Below are 17,913 nucleotides of genomic sequence, written 5' to 3' on the forward strand. Positions count from 1 at the left end.
TCCCTCTACCGCAGAAACACAGCCGCACACAGAGAAAAGAAGAAAGAATTATTTCTTCCTTTGTGCCTCTGCGGTTCATGCTTTGATTCACTCGCCCACAAACCGCGGCGCGCGCTTTTCCACGAACGCGGCCACGCCCTCCGCCATGTCGGCGGTGGCGGCGCAGCGGGCGAACGCCCGGTTTTCCTCCTCCATCCGCCGGGCCAGGGCGCCGTCCTGCAGCCCATACACCAGGGCCTTGGTCTCCCCGTAGGCGAAGGTCGGGCCTTCGGCGAGACGGGCGGCGATCTCCCGGGTCTTCGCCTGCAGCGTGGCCGCGGGCACCACCCAGTTCACCAGGCCCAGCGCCTTGGCCGTCGCGGCGTCGAAGGCCTCCGACAGGAACATGAGCTCCAGGGCCTTTTTCTCCCCCACGAGCCGGGGCAAGCAGTAGGTGGCTCCCCCGTCGGGGCACGCGCCGATGCGGCTGTAGGCCAGGGTGAAGCGGGCGTCGTCCGCAGCGATGGCGAGATCGGCCGCCGCCACGAGGCTTACCCCGGCCCCGGCCACGGCGCCGTGGACGCTGGCCAGCACGGGCTTGCCCATGCGCCGCAGGGCCAGCACGGCGGCGTTGAGGTCCGGGCCCACCGCCAGGATCAGGGCCGGAAGCTCCTGGATGCGCCGGTGGAACAGCTTCACGTCGCCCCCCGCCAGGAACGCCGGCCCCTCTCCCCGGATCACCACAGCCCGCACCGACGCGTCCGCTTCCACCTGCTCTGCCGCGAAACGCAACTGAGCCATCATTTCTCCGTCCAGGGCATTCAGCGCCTGCGGGCGATGGAGCACGATGGCGGCCACCGCCCCGTCCCGCTCGAGACGCACGCTTTCCCTCACGCCGTCTTCCTCGCTCCAACGGTCTGGGCCGCCGCCTCGGACTTCCTGGCGATCCCGAAGTCCGGCGGGAAGTCGTCCACCATGATCACCTCTCGCCGCAGCGCCCGGGCCTCTACCAGCGCGTCGAACTCTTCGGGGGTGATGACGCCCTGCTCCAGAGCGAGCTTCGCCTCGTCCTCCCGGCCCCGGGAGGCAAGCGCCCCTTCCTTCGCGGCGGCGCGCAGCTTCGCCTCCACGGGCTCGGCCCGGATGGCCGCTTCCAGCGCCCGCTCGAGCTGGGCGAGGGGCTCTGCCGCCGCCTTGGGCAGGTACATGCCGGCGGTAAGCCGGTCCCGGACGGCACTAGGTGCGAGCAGCCGCTCCGCCACCTCGTGGCCCAGCCGGTCGCCGGGGGGCGCCTGCCGCCGGCCGAGGGGCAGAGTCACCGCCCGCAGCAGCCAGGCCGCGGGGCGGTTGGGGAAGTTCTGGATCAGCCCGGCGAAGGCGTCCTCGATGCGATGGAGGATGTCCTCCAACCCCCAGCGGGCGAGGGGCAGGTCTTCCGCCGGCCGGCCGTCGTCCTCAAAGCGCTTGAGCACCGCCGAGCCCAGGTAAAGCTGGCTCAACACATCCCCCAGGCGGGCGGAGATGCACTCCCGGCGCTTCAGGGACCCGCCCAGGGTGAGCATGGCCAGGTCGGCGGCGAAGGCCAGGGCGGCCGAGTAGCGGGCGAGCTTCTCGTAATACCGGGCCAGCGCCGGGGCTCCCGGCGCACCGGCGCCGCGGCCGTCGGTGAGCCCGAAGATAAAGCTGCCCACGGCGTTGGAAAGAAAGAAACCGATGTGGCTCCACAGGGCTTGGTCGAAGGCGGCGCAGGCCTTCTCCGGGTCGGTTTCCCGGATGGCGGCGATTTCCTTGAGTACGTAAGGATGGCAGCGAATGGCGCCCTGGCCGAAGATGATCATGCTGCGGGTGAGGATATTGGCCCCCTCCACTGTGATGCCGATGGGGGTGTGCTGGTAGGGCCGGCCCAGGAGGTTGCGGGGGCCAAGGCAGATGCCCTTGCCCCCGTGCACATCCATGGCGTCGTTGATCACCTGACGCCCCCGCTCGGTCAGGTGGTACTTGCAGATGGCCGAGACCACCGACGGCTTCTCCCCCAGGTCCACTGCGCCCGCGGTCATCCGGCGTGCCGCGTCCATCACGTAGGTGTGGCCAGCGATGCGGGCGAGGGCCTCCTCCACCCCCTCGAAGCGCCCGATGGGGGTTTTGAACTGCACCCTGACCCGGGCGTAGGCGCCGCTCACCCGGGCGGCGAGCTTGGCGCCGCCCGTGGCGGAAGCCGGCAGGGAAATGGAGCGGCCGGCCGCCAGGCATTCCATCAGCATGCGCCAGCCCTGACCCACCCGGTCGCGGCCGCCGATCACCCAGTCCAGGGGGATGAACACGTCCTTGCCCCAGGTGGGGCCGTTCTGGAAGGCGGCGTTCAAGGGCAGATGCCGGCGCCCGATGTGGACGCCCGGGTGCCGGGTGGGCACCAGGGCCAGGGTGATGCCGATATCCTCCTTGTCCCCGAGCAGCCGGTCCGGATCGTACAGGCGGAAAGCGAGGCCCAGCAGGGTCGCCACGGGACCCAGGGTGATGTAGCGCTTCTCCCAGGTGAGCCGGATGCCCAGGACTTCGCGCCCCTCGTGCTCCCCGTGGCCCACGATGCCGAAGTCGGGGATGGAGCTGGCGTCGGAGCCGGCCTCGGGGCCCGTGAGGGCGAAGCAGGGAATCTCTTCGCCCCGGGCCAGGCGCGGCAGGTAATAGGCCTTCTGTTCCTCAGTACCGTAGTGGAGGAGCAACTCCGCCGGGCCCAGGGAGTTGGGCACCATCACCGTGACGGCGGCGGTGCCGCTGCGGCTCGAAAGCTTGGCGATGATTTCGGAATGGGCGAGGGCCGAGAACCCGAGACCGCCGTACTCCTTGGGGATGATCATCCCCAGGAAGCCCTTATCCTTGATGAACTGCCACACCGAGGGCGGAAGGTCGTACCACTCGTGGGTGACGCGCCATTCGTCCACCAGGGCGCACAGCTCCTCCACCGGGCCCTCCAGGAAGGCATCTTCCTCCTCGGAGAGCCGAGGCTTGGGGACGGCCAGGAGCTTTTTCCAGTCGGGCCGGCCGCTGAAGAGCTCCCCGTCCCACCACACGGTGCCCGCCTCCAGGGCTTCCTGCTCGGTGGAGGACACCTGGGGCAAGGCCTTCTTGAAGCCGTCGAATAGCCGGTCGCTCGCGAGCGCCCGGCGCAGTGGCGTCACGTTGAGGGCCACGGCCGCCAGGGCCAGCAGCGCCAGGAGCCACACGAGCCATGCAGCCCCTCCCCCTAGGGCCACGAAGACGAACGCGGCGAGGACCGCCCCGGCCCAGGCGAGCCCGGAGGCCCGGCGCATCGCCAGCCCCGCCCCCAGGGCGACGAGAACCACGATCCAAGCAACGGTTGCCATGTCTTCCTCCGATGGTGTTTCAACCCAGCCCGACGACTCCCTTCTGCGGGCTCATCCCGCGCCGGCGCGTCAAGCCCGCTTGCGCTTCCCTTTCGCCTGCTCCACCACCCGGGGCCGGGGCAGCGGGGCCGTGAGCCCCCCCACGGCGAAGGGGATCAGGTGCCGGATGATGGTCTCGGGCCGGTCGCTGCCCTCCAGGGAGTAGCTGCAGATTAAGCGCAGGGCGTCGTGGCCCGCCATGCTGTAGGCGATGGCGCCGAACAGGAAGTGTAGCCGCCACACCAGCTCCTCCTCGGGGATCTGGGGCAGCGCCCGGGCGAAGGCCGCCTTGTAGCGAGTCACCACCTCCCGGTACTGCTCGGGAAGGAAGTTGCGCATGTACTCGGCCGGCTCGGCGAAGGCCTGCCCTAGCAATCGCAGAAACACCGCGCCGCCCCGCAGGGGGTCCCGCGAAAGGCGCAGAGAGGCGCACAGGAACGCCTCCAGGATCTTTTCCGGCGGCAAGGGCTTGCCTTCGGCCTCCCGTTCCAGCTGATCCAGGATCGCCACTCGCTCCTGGTTTAGGGGGCCGAGGCGCCGGCTGAACACGGCCTTGATCAATTCTTCCTTGGAACCGAAGTGATAGTTCACCGCCGCCAGGTTCACCCCCGCCCGGGCGGTGATCATGCGCAAGGAAGTGGCGACGAACCCCCGTTCCATGAATAGCGCCTCGGCGGCGTCCAGGATCCGGTCCTTGGTGTTGGCGTCGGCGGCCCGCTCCGGTGAGGCCGCATCCGGGGCATCGTCGCAAGGCAGGGGAGTTCTGGAGGGCATGGTCGAACGTTCGCTTCAAACGAACGTTTGAATTATGGCGCAACGGTGCGACGGCGTCAAGGAGATTTAGATTTTTCCGCTAAGCCGGGGAAGCGGCCGGCGGGCTAGAACGCCGAGGCGTCCAGCGCCAGCACGCTGTCGGCCCCCCGGGTGATGGCGAGGGCCAGGGCCTGGGCCTGGGGCAGGCAATGCTCGGCGTAGAAGCGGGCCGTCACCCGCTTGGCCCGGCACCAGGCCTCGTCGGCTTGCGGGTCCTGCAGGCGCTCCCCCGCCACCTTGGCCGCCCTCGCCAGCAGCCAGCCCCCGGCCACCCAGCCGAAAAGCTTGAGGTAGGGAACCGAGCCGGCGGCCGCGGCGGCGGGCCGCTCGGGATGCACCCGGAGCAGCCAACGGCTCGCCTCCTCCAGGGCCTCGAGGCCTCGGGCCAGCCCCTGGGCCACAGGCGCGAGCTCCGCGTCGCCCGCCCGCGCCAGGGCCTCCGCGTCGGCGCGCATGCGCCGGATGAAGGCGGTGGCGGTGGCGCCTCCGTCGCGCACGAGCTTGCGCCCCATGAGATCGTTCGCCTGGATGCCGGTCGTGCCCTCGTAAATGGGGGTGATGCGGGCGTCCCGCAGGTGCTGGCAGGCGCCGGTCTCCTCGATGTAGCCCATGCCCCCGTGCACCTGGATGCCGGTGGATGCGACCTCCACCGACTGCTCGGTGCACCAGCCCTTCACCACCGGAGTGAGGAGATCCACCAGGGCCTGGGCCTCCCGCCGGGCCGCGGGATCCGGATGGCGCTCCGCCCGGTCGAGGAGCCCGGAGGCGAAGTAGGCGAGCGAGCGCATCGCCTCCACCTGGGCCCTCATGCTCATCAACATGCGCCGCACGTCCGGGTGATGGATGATGGGCACCCGCTCCTCGCTCTCGCGTCCCGCTGGGCGGCCCTGCACCCGCTCCTTGGCGTAGGCCGCGGCCTGCTGGTACGCCCGCTCGGAAATGGCCACCCCTTCGAGACCCACCGCCAGGCGGGCGTTGTTCATCATGGTGAACATGTATTCGAGCCCCCGGTGGGGCTCGCCCACCAGGTAGCCGACGGCGCCCTCGTTCTCCCCGTAAGCCATCACCGCGGTGGGGCTTGCGTGGATGCCCATCTTGTGCTCCAGGGACACCGCCTGCACGTCGTTGCGCGGCCCCAGGCTGCCGTCCCGGTTCACCAGGAACTTGGGCACGATGAAGAGGGAGATCCCCTTCACCCCTTCGGGGGCGTCGGGGAGTCTTGCAAGCACCATGTGGACGATGTTCTCCGCCAGGTCGTGCTCGCCCCAGGTGATGAAGATCTTGGTCCCCCGGATGCGGTAGTGATCCCCCTGGGGAATCGCCCGGGTGCGCACCGCCGAGAGGTCGGAGCCCGCCTGGGGCTCCGTCAAGTTCATGGTGCCGGTCCATTCCCCCGAGACCAGTTTGGGCAGGAAGGTCTCCTGCTGGGCTTCCGAGCCGTGGGCCTGGATCGCCTTGGCCGCCGCCGCGGTGAGCATGGGGCAGAGGGAAAAGGCCAGGTTGGCCGACTTCCACATCTCGTGCACGGGCTTCGCCACCAGTTGCGGCAGGCCCTGGCCGCCGAAGCGGGGATCGGCGTCCAGCCCGTTCCAGCCGGCCGCCACGAAGCGCCGGTAGGCATCGCGAAAGCCCGGCGGGGTGACCACCCGGCCGCCTTCGAGGCGGCTGCCGTGCCGGTCCCCCACGGCGTTCAGGGGGGCGAGCACTTCGGCCGCGAACCGGGCCGCCTCCTGGAGGATGGCGCCCACCAGGTCCGGGGTGACCTCCTCGTAGCCCGGCAGCGCCGCCACCTCAGGCAGCCCCGCCAGCTCCTCCAGCACGAAGCGCATGTCCTGGAGAGGCGCGATGTACGTGCTCATCATGCAACTCCCACAAAAAGGCTCGCCTGCGCCTGCGCGCCACTACGTTTGGCCTGCAGCGGCCTCCAGCTCCTTCACCAGCTCGGGCACCGCCTGGAAAATATCGGCCACCAGCCCGTAGTCGGCCACCTGGAAAATGGGGGCGTCCGCGTCCTTGTTGATGGCCACGATCACCTTGGAGTCCTTCATCCCCGCCAGGTGCTGGATCGCCCCCGAGATGCCCACCGCGATGTAGAGCTCCGGGGCCACCACCTTGCCGGTCTGCCCCACCTGGTAGTCGTTGGGTACGAAGCCCGCGTCCACGGCGGCGCGGGAGGCGCCGATGGCGGCGTTGAGCTTATCCGCCAGGGGCTCGAGCAGCTTCATGAAGTTCTCCGCGCTCCCGAGAGCCCGGCCACCGGCGACGACCACCCGGGCGGCGGTGAGCTCGGGGCGGGCCGAGCGGGTGAGCTCCTGCCCCAGCAGCCGGGAAAGGCCCGCGTCCGGAGGCGCTTCCACCGCCTCGATGGTGGCGGCCCCACCCTCCCGGGGCGCAGCCTCGAAGGCGGTGGTGCGCACCGTGATTACCTTGACGGGATCGGTCGCCTGCACCGTGGCGAGCGCGTTACCGGCATAAATGGGCCGCACGAAGGTGTCAGGGGACTCGATCGCCACGATATCGGACACCTGGGCCACGTCCAGCAGGGCCGCCGCCCGGGGCATCACGTTCTTGCCGAAGGTGGTGGCGGGCGCCAGGACGTGGCTGTAGCCCGGGGCGAGCCGGGCGATCAGGGGGGCCAGGTTCTCCGCCAGCAGGTCCTTGAGCTGAGGGGCATCGGCGAGGAGCACCTTGGCCACCCCCTCCACTTTCGCCGCGGCCTCGGCGACCGGGCGGCACGCCGACCCGGCCACCAGGACGTGAACTTGCGGATCGAGGCAAGCCGCCGCGGTGAGGGTGTTGAGGGTCGCCGGCTTGAGGGCGGCACCGTCGTGCTCGGCAATGACCAGGACCGCCATTCAGACCACCTTCGCTTCGTGCTTGAGCCGGTGCACCAGCTCCTTCGCGTCGGCCACCCGCACGCCCCCTTTGCGCTTGGGCGGCTCCTGCACCTTGAGGACCTTGAGCCGCGGCGTGACGTCCACACCCAGGGCTTCGGGGGTGAAGGCCTCCAGAGGCTTTTTCTTCGCCTTCATGATGTTGGGCAGCGTGACGTAACGGGGTTCGTTCAACCGCAGGTCGGTGGTCACCACCGCCGGGAGCTGTAACTCCACCGTCTCCAGGCCCCCGTCGATCTCCCGCGTGACCCGGACCCGCCCCTCCCCCAGCTCCACCTTGGAGGCGAAGGTGCCCTGGGGCCAGCCGAGGAGGGCCGCCAGCATCTGCCCGGTCTGGTTGGCGTCGTCGTCGATCGCCTGTTTGCCCAGGATCACCAGGCCGGGCTGCTCCCGTTCCACGATCGCCTTCAAGAGCTTGGCCACCGCCAGGGGCTGCAGCTCGGCGGAAGTCTCCACCAGGAGGGCCCGGTCCGCCCCCATGGCGAGCGCCGTGCGCAGGGTTTCCTGGCACTGGGCGACCCCCAGGGAAACGGCCACGATCTCGGCCGCCTTGCCCGCTTCCTTGATCCGTACCGCCTCCTCCATGGCGATTTCGTCGAAGGGGTTCATGGACATCTTGACGTTGGCCGTTTCCACCCCCGTGCCGTCCGCCTTGACCCGGACCTTCACGTTGTAGTCCACCACCCGCTTGACCGGAACCAGGATCTTCATCGCCTTCACCGTACGGAAATGCCCGAGCGGCGGTAGATGGCCGTGAGCTCACCCACGATCCCGCGCCGGAACGCGAGCACGCAGATCACGAAAATCGTCCCCGTAAGGACCGTCACCCACTCGCCCAGCTCGGCGCCGTAATTCTGCAGGGTCACTAGGACGGTGGCGCCCACCACCGGGCCAAACACCGTGCCCATGCCGCCCACCAGGGTCATCAGCACCACCTCCCCGGACATATGCCAGTGCACGTCGGTCAAGGAGGCGAGCTGGAATACCAGGGTCTTGGTGGAGCCCGCCAGGCCCGAGAGGGCGGCGGAGAGCACGAAGGCCATCAGCTTGAACTTGTCCACGTCGTAACCCAGGGAGACGGCCCGGGGCTCGTTCTCCCGGATCGCCTTCAACACTTGTCCGAACGGCGAATGAATGGTGCGGTAGATCACCCAGAAGCCGAACAGGAACACGGCGAGCACGAAGAAATACATGTTCATCATCCGGCTCAGGTCCACGATCCCCAACAGAGTGCCCCGGGGCACGCCTTGCAGCCCGTCCTCGCCTCCGGTGAACGGAAACTGCAGCGCCAGAAAGTACATCATCTGGGCGAGAGCCAGGGTGATCATGGCGAAGTAAATGCCCGAGCGCCGGATGGCCAGGCTGCCGAAGATGTAGCCCAACAGCCCCGCGAAAGCGGTGCCAGCCAGGATCCCCAGCTCCGGCGGGAACCCCATGACCTTCACCGTGTGCCCGGTGATGTAGCCGGCCCAGCCGAGAAAGGCGGCGTGGCCGAAAGAAAGCAGCCCGGTATAGCCCAGCAACAGGTTGAAGGCGGAGGCGAAGAGGGCGAAGCACAGCACCTTCATGACGAACACCGGGTACACCAGGAAGGGGGCGATAAGGCCGGCCAGCACCAGCAGCCCCCAGCCGGCGGCGTGGGCCCGGTTGATCCCCTTAAGCCGGATCGTCCTAGAACCGGCCGCCGGAGCCGCCACGCCTTCCGCCACCCGGCCGTTGCCGACTCTTCCTTCCATGCTATCGCTCCTTGCCGAACAGGCCCGCCGGGCGCATGAGCAACACGATGGCCATGATCACGAACACCACCACGGCGGAGGCCTCTGGATAGTACACCTTGGTGAGGCCCTCGATCAGCCCCAGTCCCAGCCCGGTCACGATGGAGCCCAGGATGGACCCCATGCCGCCGATCACCACCACGGCGAACACCACGATGATCAGGTTGGAGCCCATCACCGGGTTGACGTTGAAGATCGGCGCCGCCAGCACCCCGGCGAAAGCGGCCAGCGCCACCCCGAAGCCGTAGGTCAGGGTGATCATCAGGGGCACGTTGACGCCGAACGCCTGAAGCAGCTTGGGATTTTCCGTGCCGGCGCGCAGATACGCCCCCAGCTTGGTGCGCTCGATCATGTACCAGGTGAGAAGGCACACCGCCAGGGAGGCCACCACCACCCAGGCCCGGTAGACGGGCAGGAACATAAAGCCCAGGTCGATCCCGCCGGCGAGCAGCTCCGGCACGGGATAGCGCTCGCCCGAGATGCCGAAGCGGTAGCGGAACAGGCCCTCGATGACGAGCGCCAGGCCGAAGGTGAGAAGCAGCCCGTAGAGGTGGTCCAGCTTGTACAGCCATTGCAGAAACGCCCGCTCGACGAGGATGCCGGTCAGTCCCACCACCAGGGGGGAGAGCAGCAGCGCCCACCAGTAGTTGATGCCGAAATAGGTGAGGCCGATCCAGGCGCAGAACGCCCCCATCATGTACTGGGCGCCGTGGGCGAAGTTGATGATGTTGAGCATCCCGAAAATGATGGCGAGCCCCAGGCTCAGGATGGCGTAGAACGAGCCGTTGATCAGCCCGATCAGGAGCTGGGCCATCAAACCCTGTAGGGGAACGCCGAAGATCTCCATAGCTTCGCTCCGCTCAATGGGACGGCGAAAACCGGGGCGGGAAGCCGCTCCCGGTCCCCTGGCTGCGCCCCGGTTTCACCCCGCCGTCTTCGCCTACTTCTTGACCAGCGGGCACTTGCTTTCGGAGAGCGGCATGAACGCCTGGTCGCCCGGGATCACCTGGCGGATGTGGTAGTAGTCCCAGGGATACTTGGACTCCTCGGGCTTCTTTACTTGAGCCAGGTACATGTCGTGCACCATGCGCCCGTCGTACCGGATCTTGCCGTTCTTGGCGAAGAAGTCGTTGACCGGGGTCGCCTTCATCTTGGCCATGACGGTCATGGTGTCGTCGGTGCCCGCGGCCTTGACCGCCTTCAGGTAGTGGTACACAGCCGAGTAGTCCCCCGCCTGCACCATGGTGGGCATGCGCTTGCGGGCCTCGAAGAAGCGCTTCGACCAGGCCCGGGTCTCGTCGTTGTAGTCCCAATAGAAACCGGTCGTCAGATACATGCCCTGGGTCGCCTTGAGCCCGAGGGTATGGACGTCGGAGATGAACATCAAAAGCCCCGCCAACGTCTGCTTGGGGGTGATGCCGAACTCGGCCGCCTGCTTGATGGCGTTGATCGTGTCGTTTCCGGCATTGGCTAGGCCGATGACCTGGGCTCCAGAAGCCTGGGCTCTGAGCAGGAAGGAGGAGAAGTCCTGGGCCGGGAACGGATGGCGCACGCTGCCCAGCACCTTGCCCCCCATCTTCTCCACGATGGCCGCGGTGTCCCGCTCCAGGGAGTGGCCGAAGGCGTAGTCGGCGGTCAAGAAGAACCAGCTCTTGCCCCCTTGCTCCACCACCGCGCGGCCGGTGCCCACGGCCAGGGCGTAGGTGTCATAGGTCCAGTGCACGTTGGTGTCGGTGCACTGCTCGTTGGTGATGGGCGTAGAGGCGGCCCCCGAGACCAGGGTGATCTTGTTCTTCTCCTTGGCGACTTTCATCACCGCGAGAGCGGTGGACGTGGTGACCAGGTCCACGATCACGTCCACCTTGTCCCGGTCGAACCACTCCCGCGCCTTGTTGGCGGAGATGTCCCCCTTGTTCTGGTGGTCGGCGGAGACGATCTCGATCTTGAAGTTAGGTTTTTCCTTCTCGACGAAGTCCTTGACCGCCATCTCCACCGCCAGGAGCGACCCCGGCCCGGCCAAGTCCGAGTAGGTTCCGGACATGTCCGTGAGGACGCCGATCTTCACCACGCCGTCGGAGATCTTCTGCTGGGCCAGCGCCGCGGGGTTGACCGCCAGCAGCCCCGCCGCCACCAGCACGCTCATCAGCTTCCGTTTCATCGCTTTCTCCTCTCCCAGTCAGGGTTGTCAGACACCCAAATAGTCGTGCAACAGATCCATCTTCGCTTCCAGCTCCTCCTTACTCACCATGTCCAGGATACGCCCGTGCTCGATCACGTAATGGCGATCGGCCAGCGGCGCGGCGAAGCGGAAGTTCTGCTCCACCAGCACGATGGTGAATCCTTTGTCCTTGAGCTGGCGCAGCACCCGTCCCAGGGTCTGCACGATGACCGGGGCCAGGCCCTCGGTGATCTCGTCCAGGAGCAGGAGCCGCGCTCCCGTGCGCAGGATCCGGGCCATGGCCAGCATCTGCCGTTCCCCGCCGGAGAGCCGCCCGCCCATGCTGTGGCGGCGCTCCTTCAAGTTGGGGAACATCTCGTAGATCTCCTCGAGGCTCATGCCGCCGCTCGACACCATCGGCGGCAGCAGCAGGTTCTCCTCGCAGGTGAGGCTGGCGTAGATGCCCCGCTCTTCGGGGCAGTAGCCGACGCCCAGGTGGGCGATCCGGTGGGGCGGAAGGCTGATCGCTTCCCGGCCGTTGATCATGACCGAGCCCGTGCGCCGGTCCACAAGACCCAGGATCGCCTTGAGGGTGGTGGTGCGGCCGGCGCCGTTGCGGCCGAGAAGCGTCACCAGCTCGCCCCGGTTCACCACGAAGTCGATCCCGTGCAGGATGTGGGATTCGCCGTAGAAGGCGTGCAGGTCGGAGACCCGCAGCATCTCCACGTCGGGTTTGAACGCGCTGGTCATTGGGCCGTCCCCACGTAGGCTTCCAGGACCTTCGGGTCGTTGGAGACCTCCTCGTAGCTCCCCTCGGCCAGCACTTGTCCCCGGTTCAGCACGGTGATGGTGTCGGAGAGCTGGGCCACCACGTTCAGGTTGTGCTCCACCATGAGGACGGTGCGGTTGGCGGAGACCCGCTTGATCAGCTCCGCCACGCGTCCCACGTCCTCGTGGCCCATGCCCTGGGTCGGCTCGTCCAGCAGCATCAGGTCCGGTTCCAACGCCAGGGTGGTGGCGAGCTCCAGGGCCCGCTTGCGCCCGTAGGGCAGCTCCACGGTGACGGTGTGGGCGTAGTCCTGTAGGTCCACGGCGGCGAGCAGCTCCAGCGCCCGGTCGTCCAAGACCTCCAGGCTTTTCTCCGAGCGCCAGAAATGGAAGGAGGTGCCGAGCCTGCGCTGCAGCGCCACCCGCACGTTCTCCAGCACCGTGAGGTGGGGGAACACCGCCGAGATCTGGAAGGAGCGCACGATCCCCCGGCGGGCGATCTGGGCCGGCTTCTCCCGGGTGATGTCCTCCCCGTTGTACAGGATGGTCCCCCTGGTGGGCTCGAGGAACTTGGTGAGCAGGTTGAAGACCGTGGTCTTGCCCGCCCCGTTGGGCCCGATCAGGGCGTGGATGGTGCCGCGCCGGACCTTGAGGTTCACGCCGTCCACGGCGACGAAGCCCTTGAACTCCTTGGTGAGGCCCCGCGTTTCGAGAATGATCTCCCCGTTCACCGCCATGGCTTGTCTTCCCCGCGGGTCACAGCGCCTTCGCCCGCTCCCGGAGCATGAATTTCTGGATCTTTCCCGTAGAGGTCTTGGGCAGCGGCCCGAACACCACCGTCCTCGGGCACTTGAAATGGGCCAGGTTCTGGCGGCAGAACTCGATCAGCTCGTGCTCCGTGACGCTGGCCCCAGGCTTGAGCTCGACGAAGGCGCACGGGGTTTCGCCCCATTTCTCGTCGGGCTTGGCCACCACCGCCGCGGCCAGCACCGCTGGATGGCGGTAAAGGGTATCCTCGACCTCGATGGAGGAGATGTTCTCGCCCCCGGAAATGATGATGTCCTTGGAGCGGTCCTTGATCCTCACGTAGCCGTCCGGCTCCATCACCGCGAGATCCCCGGTGTGGAACCAGCCGCCGGCGAACGCTTCCGCGGTGGCCTTGGGGTTCTTGAGGTAGCCCTTCATGGTGATGTTGCCGCGGAACATGATCTCCCCCATGGTTTCGCCGTCGCGCGGCACCTCCTCCATGGTGCGGGGGTCCATCACTGTCATGCCCTGCTGGGTGGGATAGCGCACACCCTGGCGACCGTTCATGCGGGTGCGCTCGGCCAGCGAAAGGGATTCCCACTCGGGGTGCTTGGCGCACACCGCCGCCGGGCCGTAGGTCTCGGTGAGCCCGTAGACGTGGGTGATGTTAAAGCCGATGCGCTCCATGCCCTCGATCACCGCCGCCGGGGGCGCGGCGCCCGCGATCATGCCGTAGACCGTGTGGTCGATGCCGCGGCGCAGCTCGTCGGGGGCGTTGATGAACATGGCGTGCACGATGGGAGCGCCGCAATAATGGGTCACCCGGTGCCGGCGGATCAGCTCCAGCATGCGCCCGATCTCCACCCTGCGCAGGCACACGTTCACGCCCACGTTGGCGGCCATAGTCCAGGGGAAGCACCAGCCGTTGCAGTGGAACATGGGCAGCGTCCACAGGTACACGGCGTGATGGGGCATGCCCCACACCAGGATGTTGCTGATGGCGTTGAGATAGGCGCCCCGGTGGTGATAGACCACGCCCTTGGGATTTCCCGTGGTGCCCGAAGTGTAATTGAGGGCGATGGCGTTCCACTCGTCGGAGGGCAGCGACCAGCGGAACTCGGGATCGCCCTCCTCCATGAACGCCTCGTACTCCTTCTCCCCCAGGCGCTCGCCGGGCCCCTGGTACTCCGGGTCGTCGATGTCGATCACCAGGGGGCGCTTCTCCAGCCTGGCCAGGGCCTTGGCGATCGTGGGGGAGAACTCCCGGTCGGTGATCAGCACCTTGGCTTCGCCGTGCTGGAGCATGAAGGCGATGGCCTCGGCGTCGAGGCGCGTGTTGAGGGTATTGAGCACGGCGCCGATCATGGCGGGGCCGAAGTGGGCCTCCACCATGGCGGGGATGTTGGGGGCCATGACGGCCACCGTGTCCCCTTCCCCCACGCCGCGGCGCTGCAGCGCCGAGGCGAGGCGCCGGCAGCGGGCGTAGGTCTCGGCCCAGGTCATCCTGCGCTCGCCGTGGATCACCGACGGCCGCTTCGGATAGACGTAGGCCGCCCACTCCAGGAAGCTTAAAGGGGAAAGGGGCGTGTAGTTCGCCGGATTGCGGTCCAGCGCCACGTTGTAAGGATTCACGCGGGTCATCCCTCCTCCTTCGATGCGCTGAAGGGCATCGTTACCGAGCGTCCCTTTAAGGTGTATGACGGCGCTCGGGACAGCGGTCCATGGTCCGTCACCATGAGACCGAAGGCTCAATCGAAATCGTCCGGTCCCAGCAGGGGATGCTTTCTTTTTTACCTGAGGCTCGTTGGGCGCCGGTTTGACTGGTTTGACAGACATGATAGCCCAGGATCAAGGGAGCGGATTGATCCCTCAGGCGTTTCGATGTCTGAAAAACTTGACATCTACGGCGGCCGGCCGAGACGCGAGGCCCAGGGCCGCCATTTTCTCGTACAGGGTGGCGCGGGAAATACCCAGGAGTCGGGCCGCCGTTACCTTGTTGCCCTTGGCCGCGATGAGGGCTTCCCGAATGGCCTCCCGCTGAGACTCGGCCACCGCCTCCGCCAGGCGCCGGGGAAGGGCCGGGTCCCCGCCCCCACCGCACCGGCCATAGGCGAAGGGGGCGGCGGGCAGGGCGTGGGCGAAGTCCTCGGCCCCCAAGCGCCGGCCTTCCGCCAGCATGGTGACCTGTTCCAGCACGTTGCCCAGCTCCCGCACGTTGCCCGGCCAGGAATAGGCCCGTAGCAGGGCCAAGGCGTCCCGGGCCAGCTCCCGCTGGGGAAGCCCGGTGCGCTCGGCGATGCGCTCGAGCAACACTTCGCACAGGGCTTCCAGGTCCTCCAGCCGCTCCCGCAAGGGGGGCACGTCGATGCGCAACACGTTCAACCGGTAGTAGAGGTCGGCGCGCAGCCGCCCTTCCTGGACCAGGCGCCTGAGATCCCGGCTCGTGGCGGCGATCACCCGCACGTCCACCTGGACGATCTTGTGGGAGCCGGGAAGCTCGAACTCCTGCTCCTGCAGCATCCGCAGGAGCTTGGGTTGCAGCGCCGGCGGAATGTCCCCCACCTCGTCCAGAAACAGGGTGCCCCCATGGGCCAGCTTGAGCTTGCCTTCCCGGACGCGCCGCGCCGCGCCGTCGCCGCCGGGCGCCACGCCGAACAGCTCCTGTTCCAAGACCTGTTCGGGAACCCCCGCCGGGTTGAGGCTCACGAAGGGGCCGTCCGAACGCGCCGAGGCGGCATGGATGGCGTGGGCCAGGAGTTCCTTGCCGGTGCCGGTCTCCCCCTGGATCAGCACCGTGGTGTCGAGCTGCGCCGCGCGTCGCGCCTGGCGCTTCACTTCCAGGGACGCGGCGCTCGTGCCGACGAAACTGGAAAAGCTGTACTTGGGGCGCCGGCGCTGGGCCAGTTCCCGCTGGGCCCGCGCCAGGTCGCGCTGTAGGCGGGTGAACTTGGACACCAGGGGTTTCAAATACTGGGGCCGGTCGTAGAGCACGAAACCCACCGCCCCCGTGACCTGCCCGTCTTCTCCGCGCAGGGGCAGGCGGGTCACCACGAAGGACTGCTGGCCGAACTCCATGATGTCCAGCAGAATCGGCTCCCCCGTCTCCACCACCCGGCGCATGAGGCTCGCGGGGATTACTTGCTCCACCGGCTTGCCCAAGGCTTGATGGGCGCCTGCCAGCCCGAGCAGGGCCAGGTACTTGTCGCTGATCCAGACGATGCGGGCCTCCCGGTCCACGATCACCGCCCCCTCGCAGATGCTCTCGAACATCTGGAACAGGGAGCGCACCGCCTGCTCGTGGATCGCGGCGGCGGCGTCGGGCAAGGAAACGTCGGCGGCCACGGATCGTCCAGCGTGCTAGGGGCGCCCGTTGCCGCTTTCGCGCAGCAGGACGATCGCCTGCTCGATGCGCTCCACGGCCATCACCTCGATTCCCGCGGGGGAATGCTTGGGCGCGTTCGCCTTGGGCACCACCGCCCGATGGAAGCCGAGCTTGGCCGCCTCCTTGAGCCGCTCCTGGCCCCGCTGCACCGGCCGCACTTCCCCGGCGAGCCCCACCTCTCCGAAAGCCACCAGCTTGGACGGCAGCGGACGGCCGCTTAAGGAGGAGGCGATCGCCAGGCACACCGGCAGATCCGCCCCCGGCTCGTCGATCTTGACGCCCCCCACGGCGTTCACGAACACGTCCTGGTCGTAGCAGGCGACGCCCACGTGCCGGTGCAGCACCGCCAGCAGCATGGCCAGGCGGTTCTGTTCCAGCCCCACGGTGAGTCGCCGGGGGTTGGGGGCGTGGGCGGTGTCGACAAGCGCCTGGATTTCCACCAGCAGGGGGCGGGTGCCTTCCTGGGTCACCATGATGCAGGAGCCGGCCACTTCCCGCTCATGGTGGGAGAGAAACAGCGCCGAAGGGTTGGATACCGGGCGCAGACCCCGCTCGGTCATGGCGAACACCCCCAGCTCGTTCACCGCCCCGAAGCGGTTCTTGAAGGCCCGGATCAGGCGGAAGCTGGAATGGGTGTCCCCTTCGAAATAAAGCACCGTGTCCACCATGTGCTCCAGCACCCGCGGGCCGGCCAGGGCCCCCTCCTTGGTCACGTGGCCCACCAGCACCAAGGCGGCGGCGTTCGCCTTGGCGAGCCGCGTAAGCTGGGCGGCGCACTCGCGAACCTGGGCTACGGAGCCAGGGGCGGACTGGAGGGCGCCGGAATAGAGGGTCTGAATGGAGTCGATCACCGCCACCTTGGGGCGGCTGCGGGCGAGGGCTTCCTGGATGCGCTCGAGCCGGATCTCGGCCAGCAGGGGAAGGCGCTCCCCATGCAGGCCGAGCCGCCGCGCCCGCAGGGCCACCTGCTGGGGCGACTCCTCCCCGCTCACGTACAACACCGGGTGCTCTCGCGCGAGATGCGCGAGCGCCTGCAGGAGCAGGGTGGACTTGCCGATGCCGGGATCGCCTCCGAGGAGGGCCACGCCCCCCGGCACCAGTCCCCCGCCGAGCACCCGGTCGAACTCCGAAATGCCGGTGGAGATCCGCGGCTGCTCCGCCGCTTCCACCTCGGCGAGCAGCTGCAGCTCCCCCGCCTCGGAGAGGGGGGCGAAGCGGGGCGCCGCCTTTTCCGCCACCGTCTCCACCAGGGTGTTCCAGGCCTGGCAGTGGGGGCACTGTCCCTGCCACTGGAGCACCTGGCCGCCGCATTCGGTACACGCAAAGACGGTCTTGGGTTTCGCCATGGGGGCGGGTCGCGGGGGTTCAGGGTCCCGTCGGGGCTTAGGTGTAGAGGAGACCAGAGGAGCTAGACACGCTAACCGACATCGTCCAGGGAATCAAGGGACGGCCCTTCCCGCCGACAGGCCACGTCTTGGCGGGGCAGGGAAGCACCCCGGGCGGATGGGCAAGCCAGGCCGCGGCTGCTTAAATCCGCAAAGCTCGACAAACTCCTTCATGTAAGGCAATGTGTTATGAGATATTCTTAAACGGCTTTCTTGATCTCTGAGGAGGTGTTCCCTATACTGGGGGCTCAAGCCTTGCAACCTAAGGAGCCGAGTCCATGAAAACCCCGCTCGTCAAGCGGTTGACCGCCGCAGGCCTTGCCCTGGCCCTCACGGGCGCCTCCGCCTCCCTGTCGGCAGCCGGCTACGATCCGGAAACGGGCGACCCGGGCGCTGCCATGGCCGCCGACGTCTTGTTCGCCCGGCCCATCGGGGTGGTGGGGACGGTGCTCGGCGCCGCCCTGTGGGTGGTGAGTCTGCCCTTCACCCTGCCCAGCCGAAGCACCGACGAGGCGGGGGAAGCCCTGGTGGGCAAACAGCTCCGCTACACTTTCGAGCGGCCCCTGGGGGTCGAACCGCGGGAGTGGTCGCCGCCCAAAAATACCGACTGA

General features: G+C 67.8%; 15 protein-coding genes. 1 reads left to right on the forward strand and 14 read right to left on the reverse strand.

The features are described from left to right. Positions 1-87: 87 nt before the first annotated feature. The 14 genes from ACTFO6_RS08705 to radA all read right to left on the reverse strand — a co-directional run bounded on the left by ACTFO6_RS08705 (position 88) and on the right by radA (position 17,263). Entirely contained in the window at positions 88-873 is a 786-nt protein-coding gene (locus tag ACTFO6_RS08705) for an enoyl-CoA hydratase/isomerase family protein (RefSeq protein ID WP_439934061.1), read from the reverse strand. Continuing rightward, positions 870-3,341, reverse strand: a complete 2,472-nt coding sequence (locus ACTFO6_RS08710; protein WP_439934062.1) for an acyl-CoA dehydrogenase — start codon at positions 3,339-3,341, stop codon at positions 870-872. Before ACTFO6_RS08710 ends, ACTFO6_RS08705 begins: the two co-directional genes overlap by 4 nt. Positions 3,342-3,410: 69 nt before the next feature. Continuing rightward, positions 3,411-4,154, reverse strand: coding sequence for a TetR/AcrR family transcriptional regulator (locus ACTFO6_RS08715; RefSeq protein ID WP_439934063.1), 744 nt, complete (start codon positions 4,152-4,154; stop codon positions 3,411-3,413). A 104-nt stretch (positions 4,155-4,258) separates the two neighbouring features. Continuing rightward, positions 4,259-6,052 (reverse strand): acyl-CoA dehydrogenase, encoded by a 1,794-nt coding sequence (locus tag ACTFO6_RS08720; protein ID WP_439934123.1) that lies wholly within the window; start codon positions 6,050-6,052, stop codon positions 4,259-4,261. 42 nt (positions 6,053-6,094) lie between these two features. Next, positions 6,095-7,048, reverse strand: coding sequence for an electron transfer flavoprotein subunit alpha/FixB family protein (locus ACTFO6_RS08725; protein ID WP_439934064.1), 954 nt, complete (start codon positions 7,046-7,048; stop codon positions 6,095-6,097). Beyond that, positions 7,049-7,798, reverse strand: coding sequence for an electron transfer flavoprotein subunit beta/FixA family protein (locus ACTFO6_RS08730; protein WP_439934065.1), 750 nt, complete (start codon positions 7,796-7,798; stop codon positions 7,049-7,051). It abuts the gene before it with no gap. A gap of 5 nt (positions 7,799-7,803) precedes the next feature. Continuing rightward, the gene (locus tag ACTFO6_RS08735) at positions 7,804-8,823 is read right to left on the reverse strand and encodes a branched-chain amino acid ABC transporter permease (protein WP_439934066.1); all 1,020 of its coding nucleotides are present in this window, start codon (positions 8,821-8,823) and stop codon (positions 7,804-7,806) included. 1 nt (position 8,824) lies between these two features. Next, positions 8,825-9,709: a branched-chain amino acid ABC transporter permease gene (locus ACTFO6_RS08740; protein WP_439934067.1), complete on the reverse strand. Its 885-nt coding sequence runs from the start codon at positions 9,707-9,709 to the stop codon at positions 8,825-8,827. A 93-nt stretch (positions 9,710-9,802) separates the two neighbouring features. Further along, positions 9,803-11,020 carry an ABC transporter substrate-binding protein gene (locus ACTFO6_RS08745; protein ID WP_439934068.1) on the reverse strand — a complete coding sequence of 406 codons (1,218 nt, stop codon included), beginning with the start codon at positions 11,018-11,020 and terminating at the stop codon, positions 9,803-9,805. Between the two features lie 27 nt (positions 11,021-11,047). Next, positions 11,048-11,770: an ABC transporter ATP-binding protein gene (locus ACTFO6_RS08750; RefSeq protein WP_439934069.1), complete on the reverse strand. Its 723-nt coding sequence runs from the start codon at positions 11,768-11,770 to the stop codon at positions 11,048-11,050. After that, positions 11,767-12,519, reverse strand: coding sequence for an ABC transporter ATP-binding protein (locus ACTFO6_RS08755; protein ID WP_439934124.1), 753 nt, complete (start codon positions 12,517-12,519; stop codon positions 11,767-11,769). Before ACTFO6_RS08755 ends, ACTFO6_RS08750 begins: the two co-directional genes overlap by 4 nt. A gap of 25 nt (positions 12,520-12,544) precedes the next feature. Further along, positions 12,545-14,176: an acyl-CoA synthetase gene (locus tag ACTFO6_RS08760; protein WP_439934070.1), complete on the reverse strand. Its 1,632-nt coding sequence runs from the start codon at positions 14,174-14,176 to the stop codon at positions 12,545-12,547. 228 nt (positions 14,177-14,404) lie between these two features. Next, entirely contained in the window at positions 14,405-15,877 is a 1,473-nt protein-coding gene (locus ACTFO6_RS08765; RefSeq protein WP_439934071.1) for a sigma-54 interaction domain-containing protein, read from the reverse strand. Between the two features lie 15 nt (positions 15,878-15,892). Beyond that, positions 15,893-17,263, reverse strand: coding sequence for a DNA repair protein RadA (gene radA, locus ACTFO6_RS08770; RefSeq protein ID WP_439934072.1), 1,371 nt, complete (start codon positions 17,261-17,263; stop codon positions 15,893-15,895). Positions 17,264-17,580: 317 nt separating this feature from the next. On the opposite strand from radA, the gene ACTFO6_RS08775 reads away from it, so the two are divergent. Beyond that, positions 17,581-17,913, forward strand: a complete 333-nt coding sequence (locus tag ACTFO6_RS08775; RefSeq protein WP_439934073.1) for a hypothetical protein — start codon at positions 17,581-17,583, stop codon at positions 17,911-17,913.

Source organism: Pelomicrobium sp. G1 (assembly GCF_051905455.1).
Classification (GTDB): Bacteria; Pseudomonadota; Gammaproteobacteria; order Burkholderiales; family UBA6910; genus Pelomicrobium.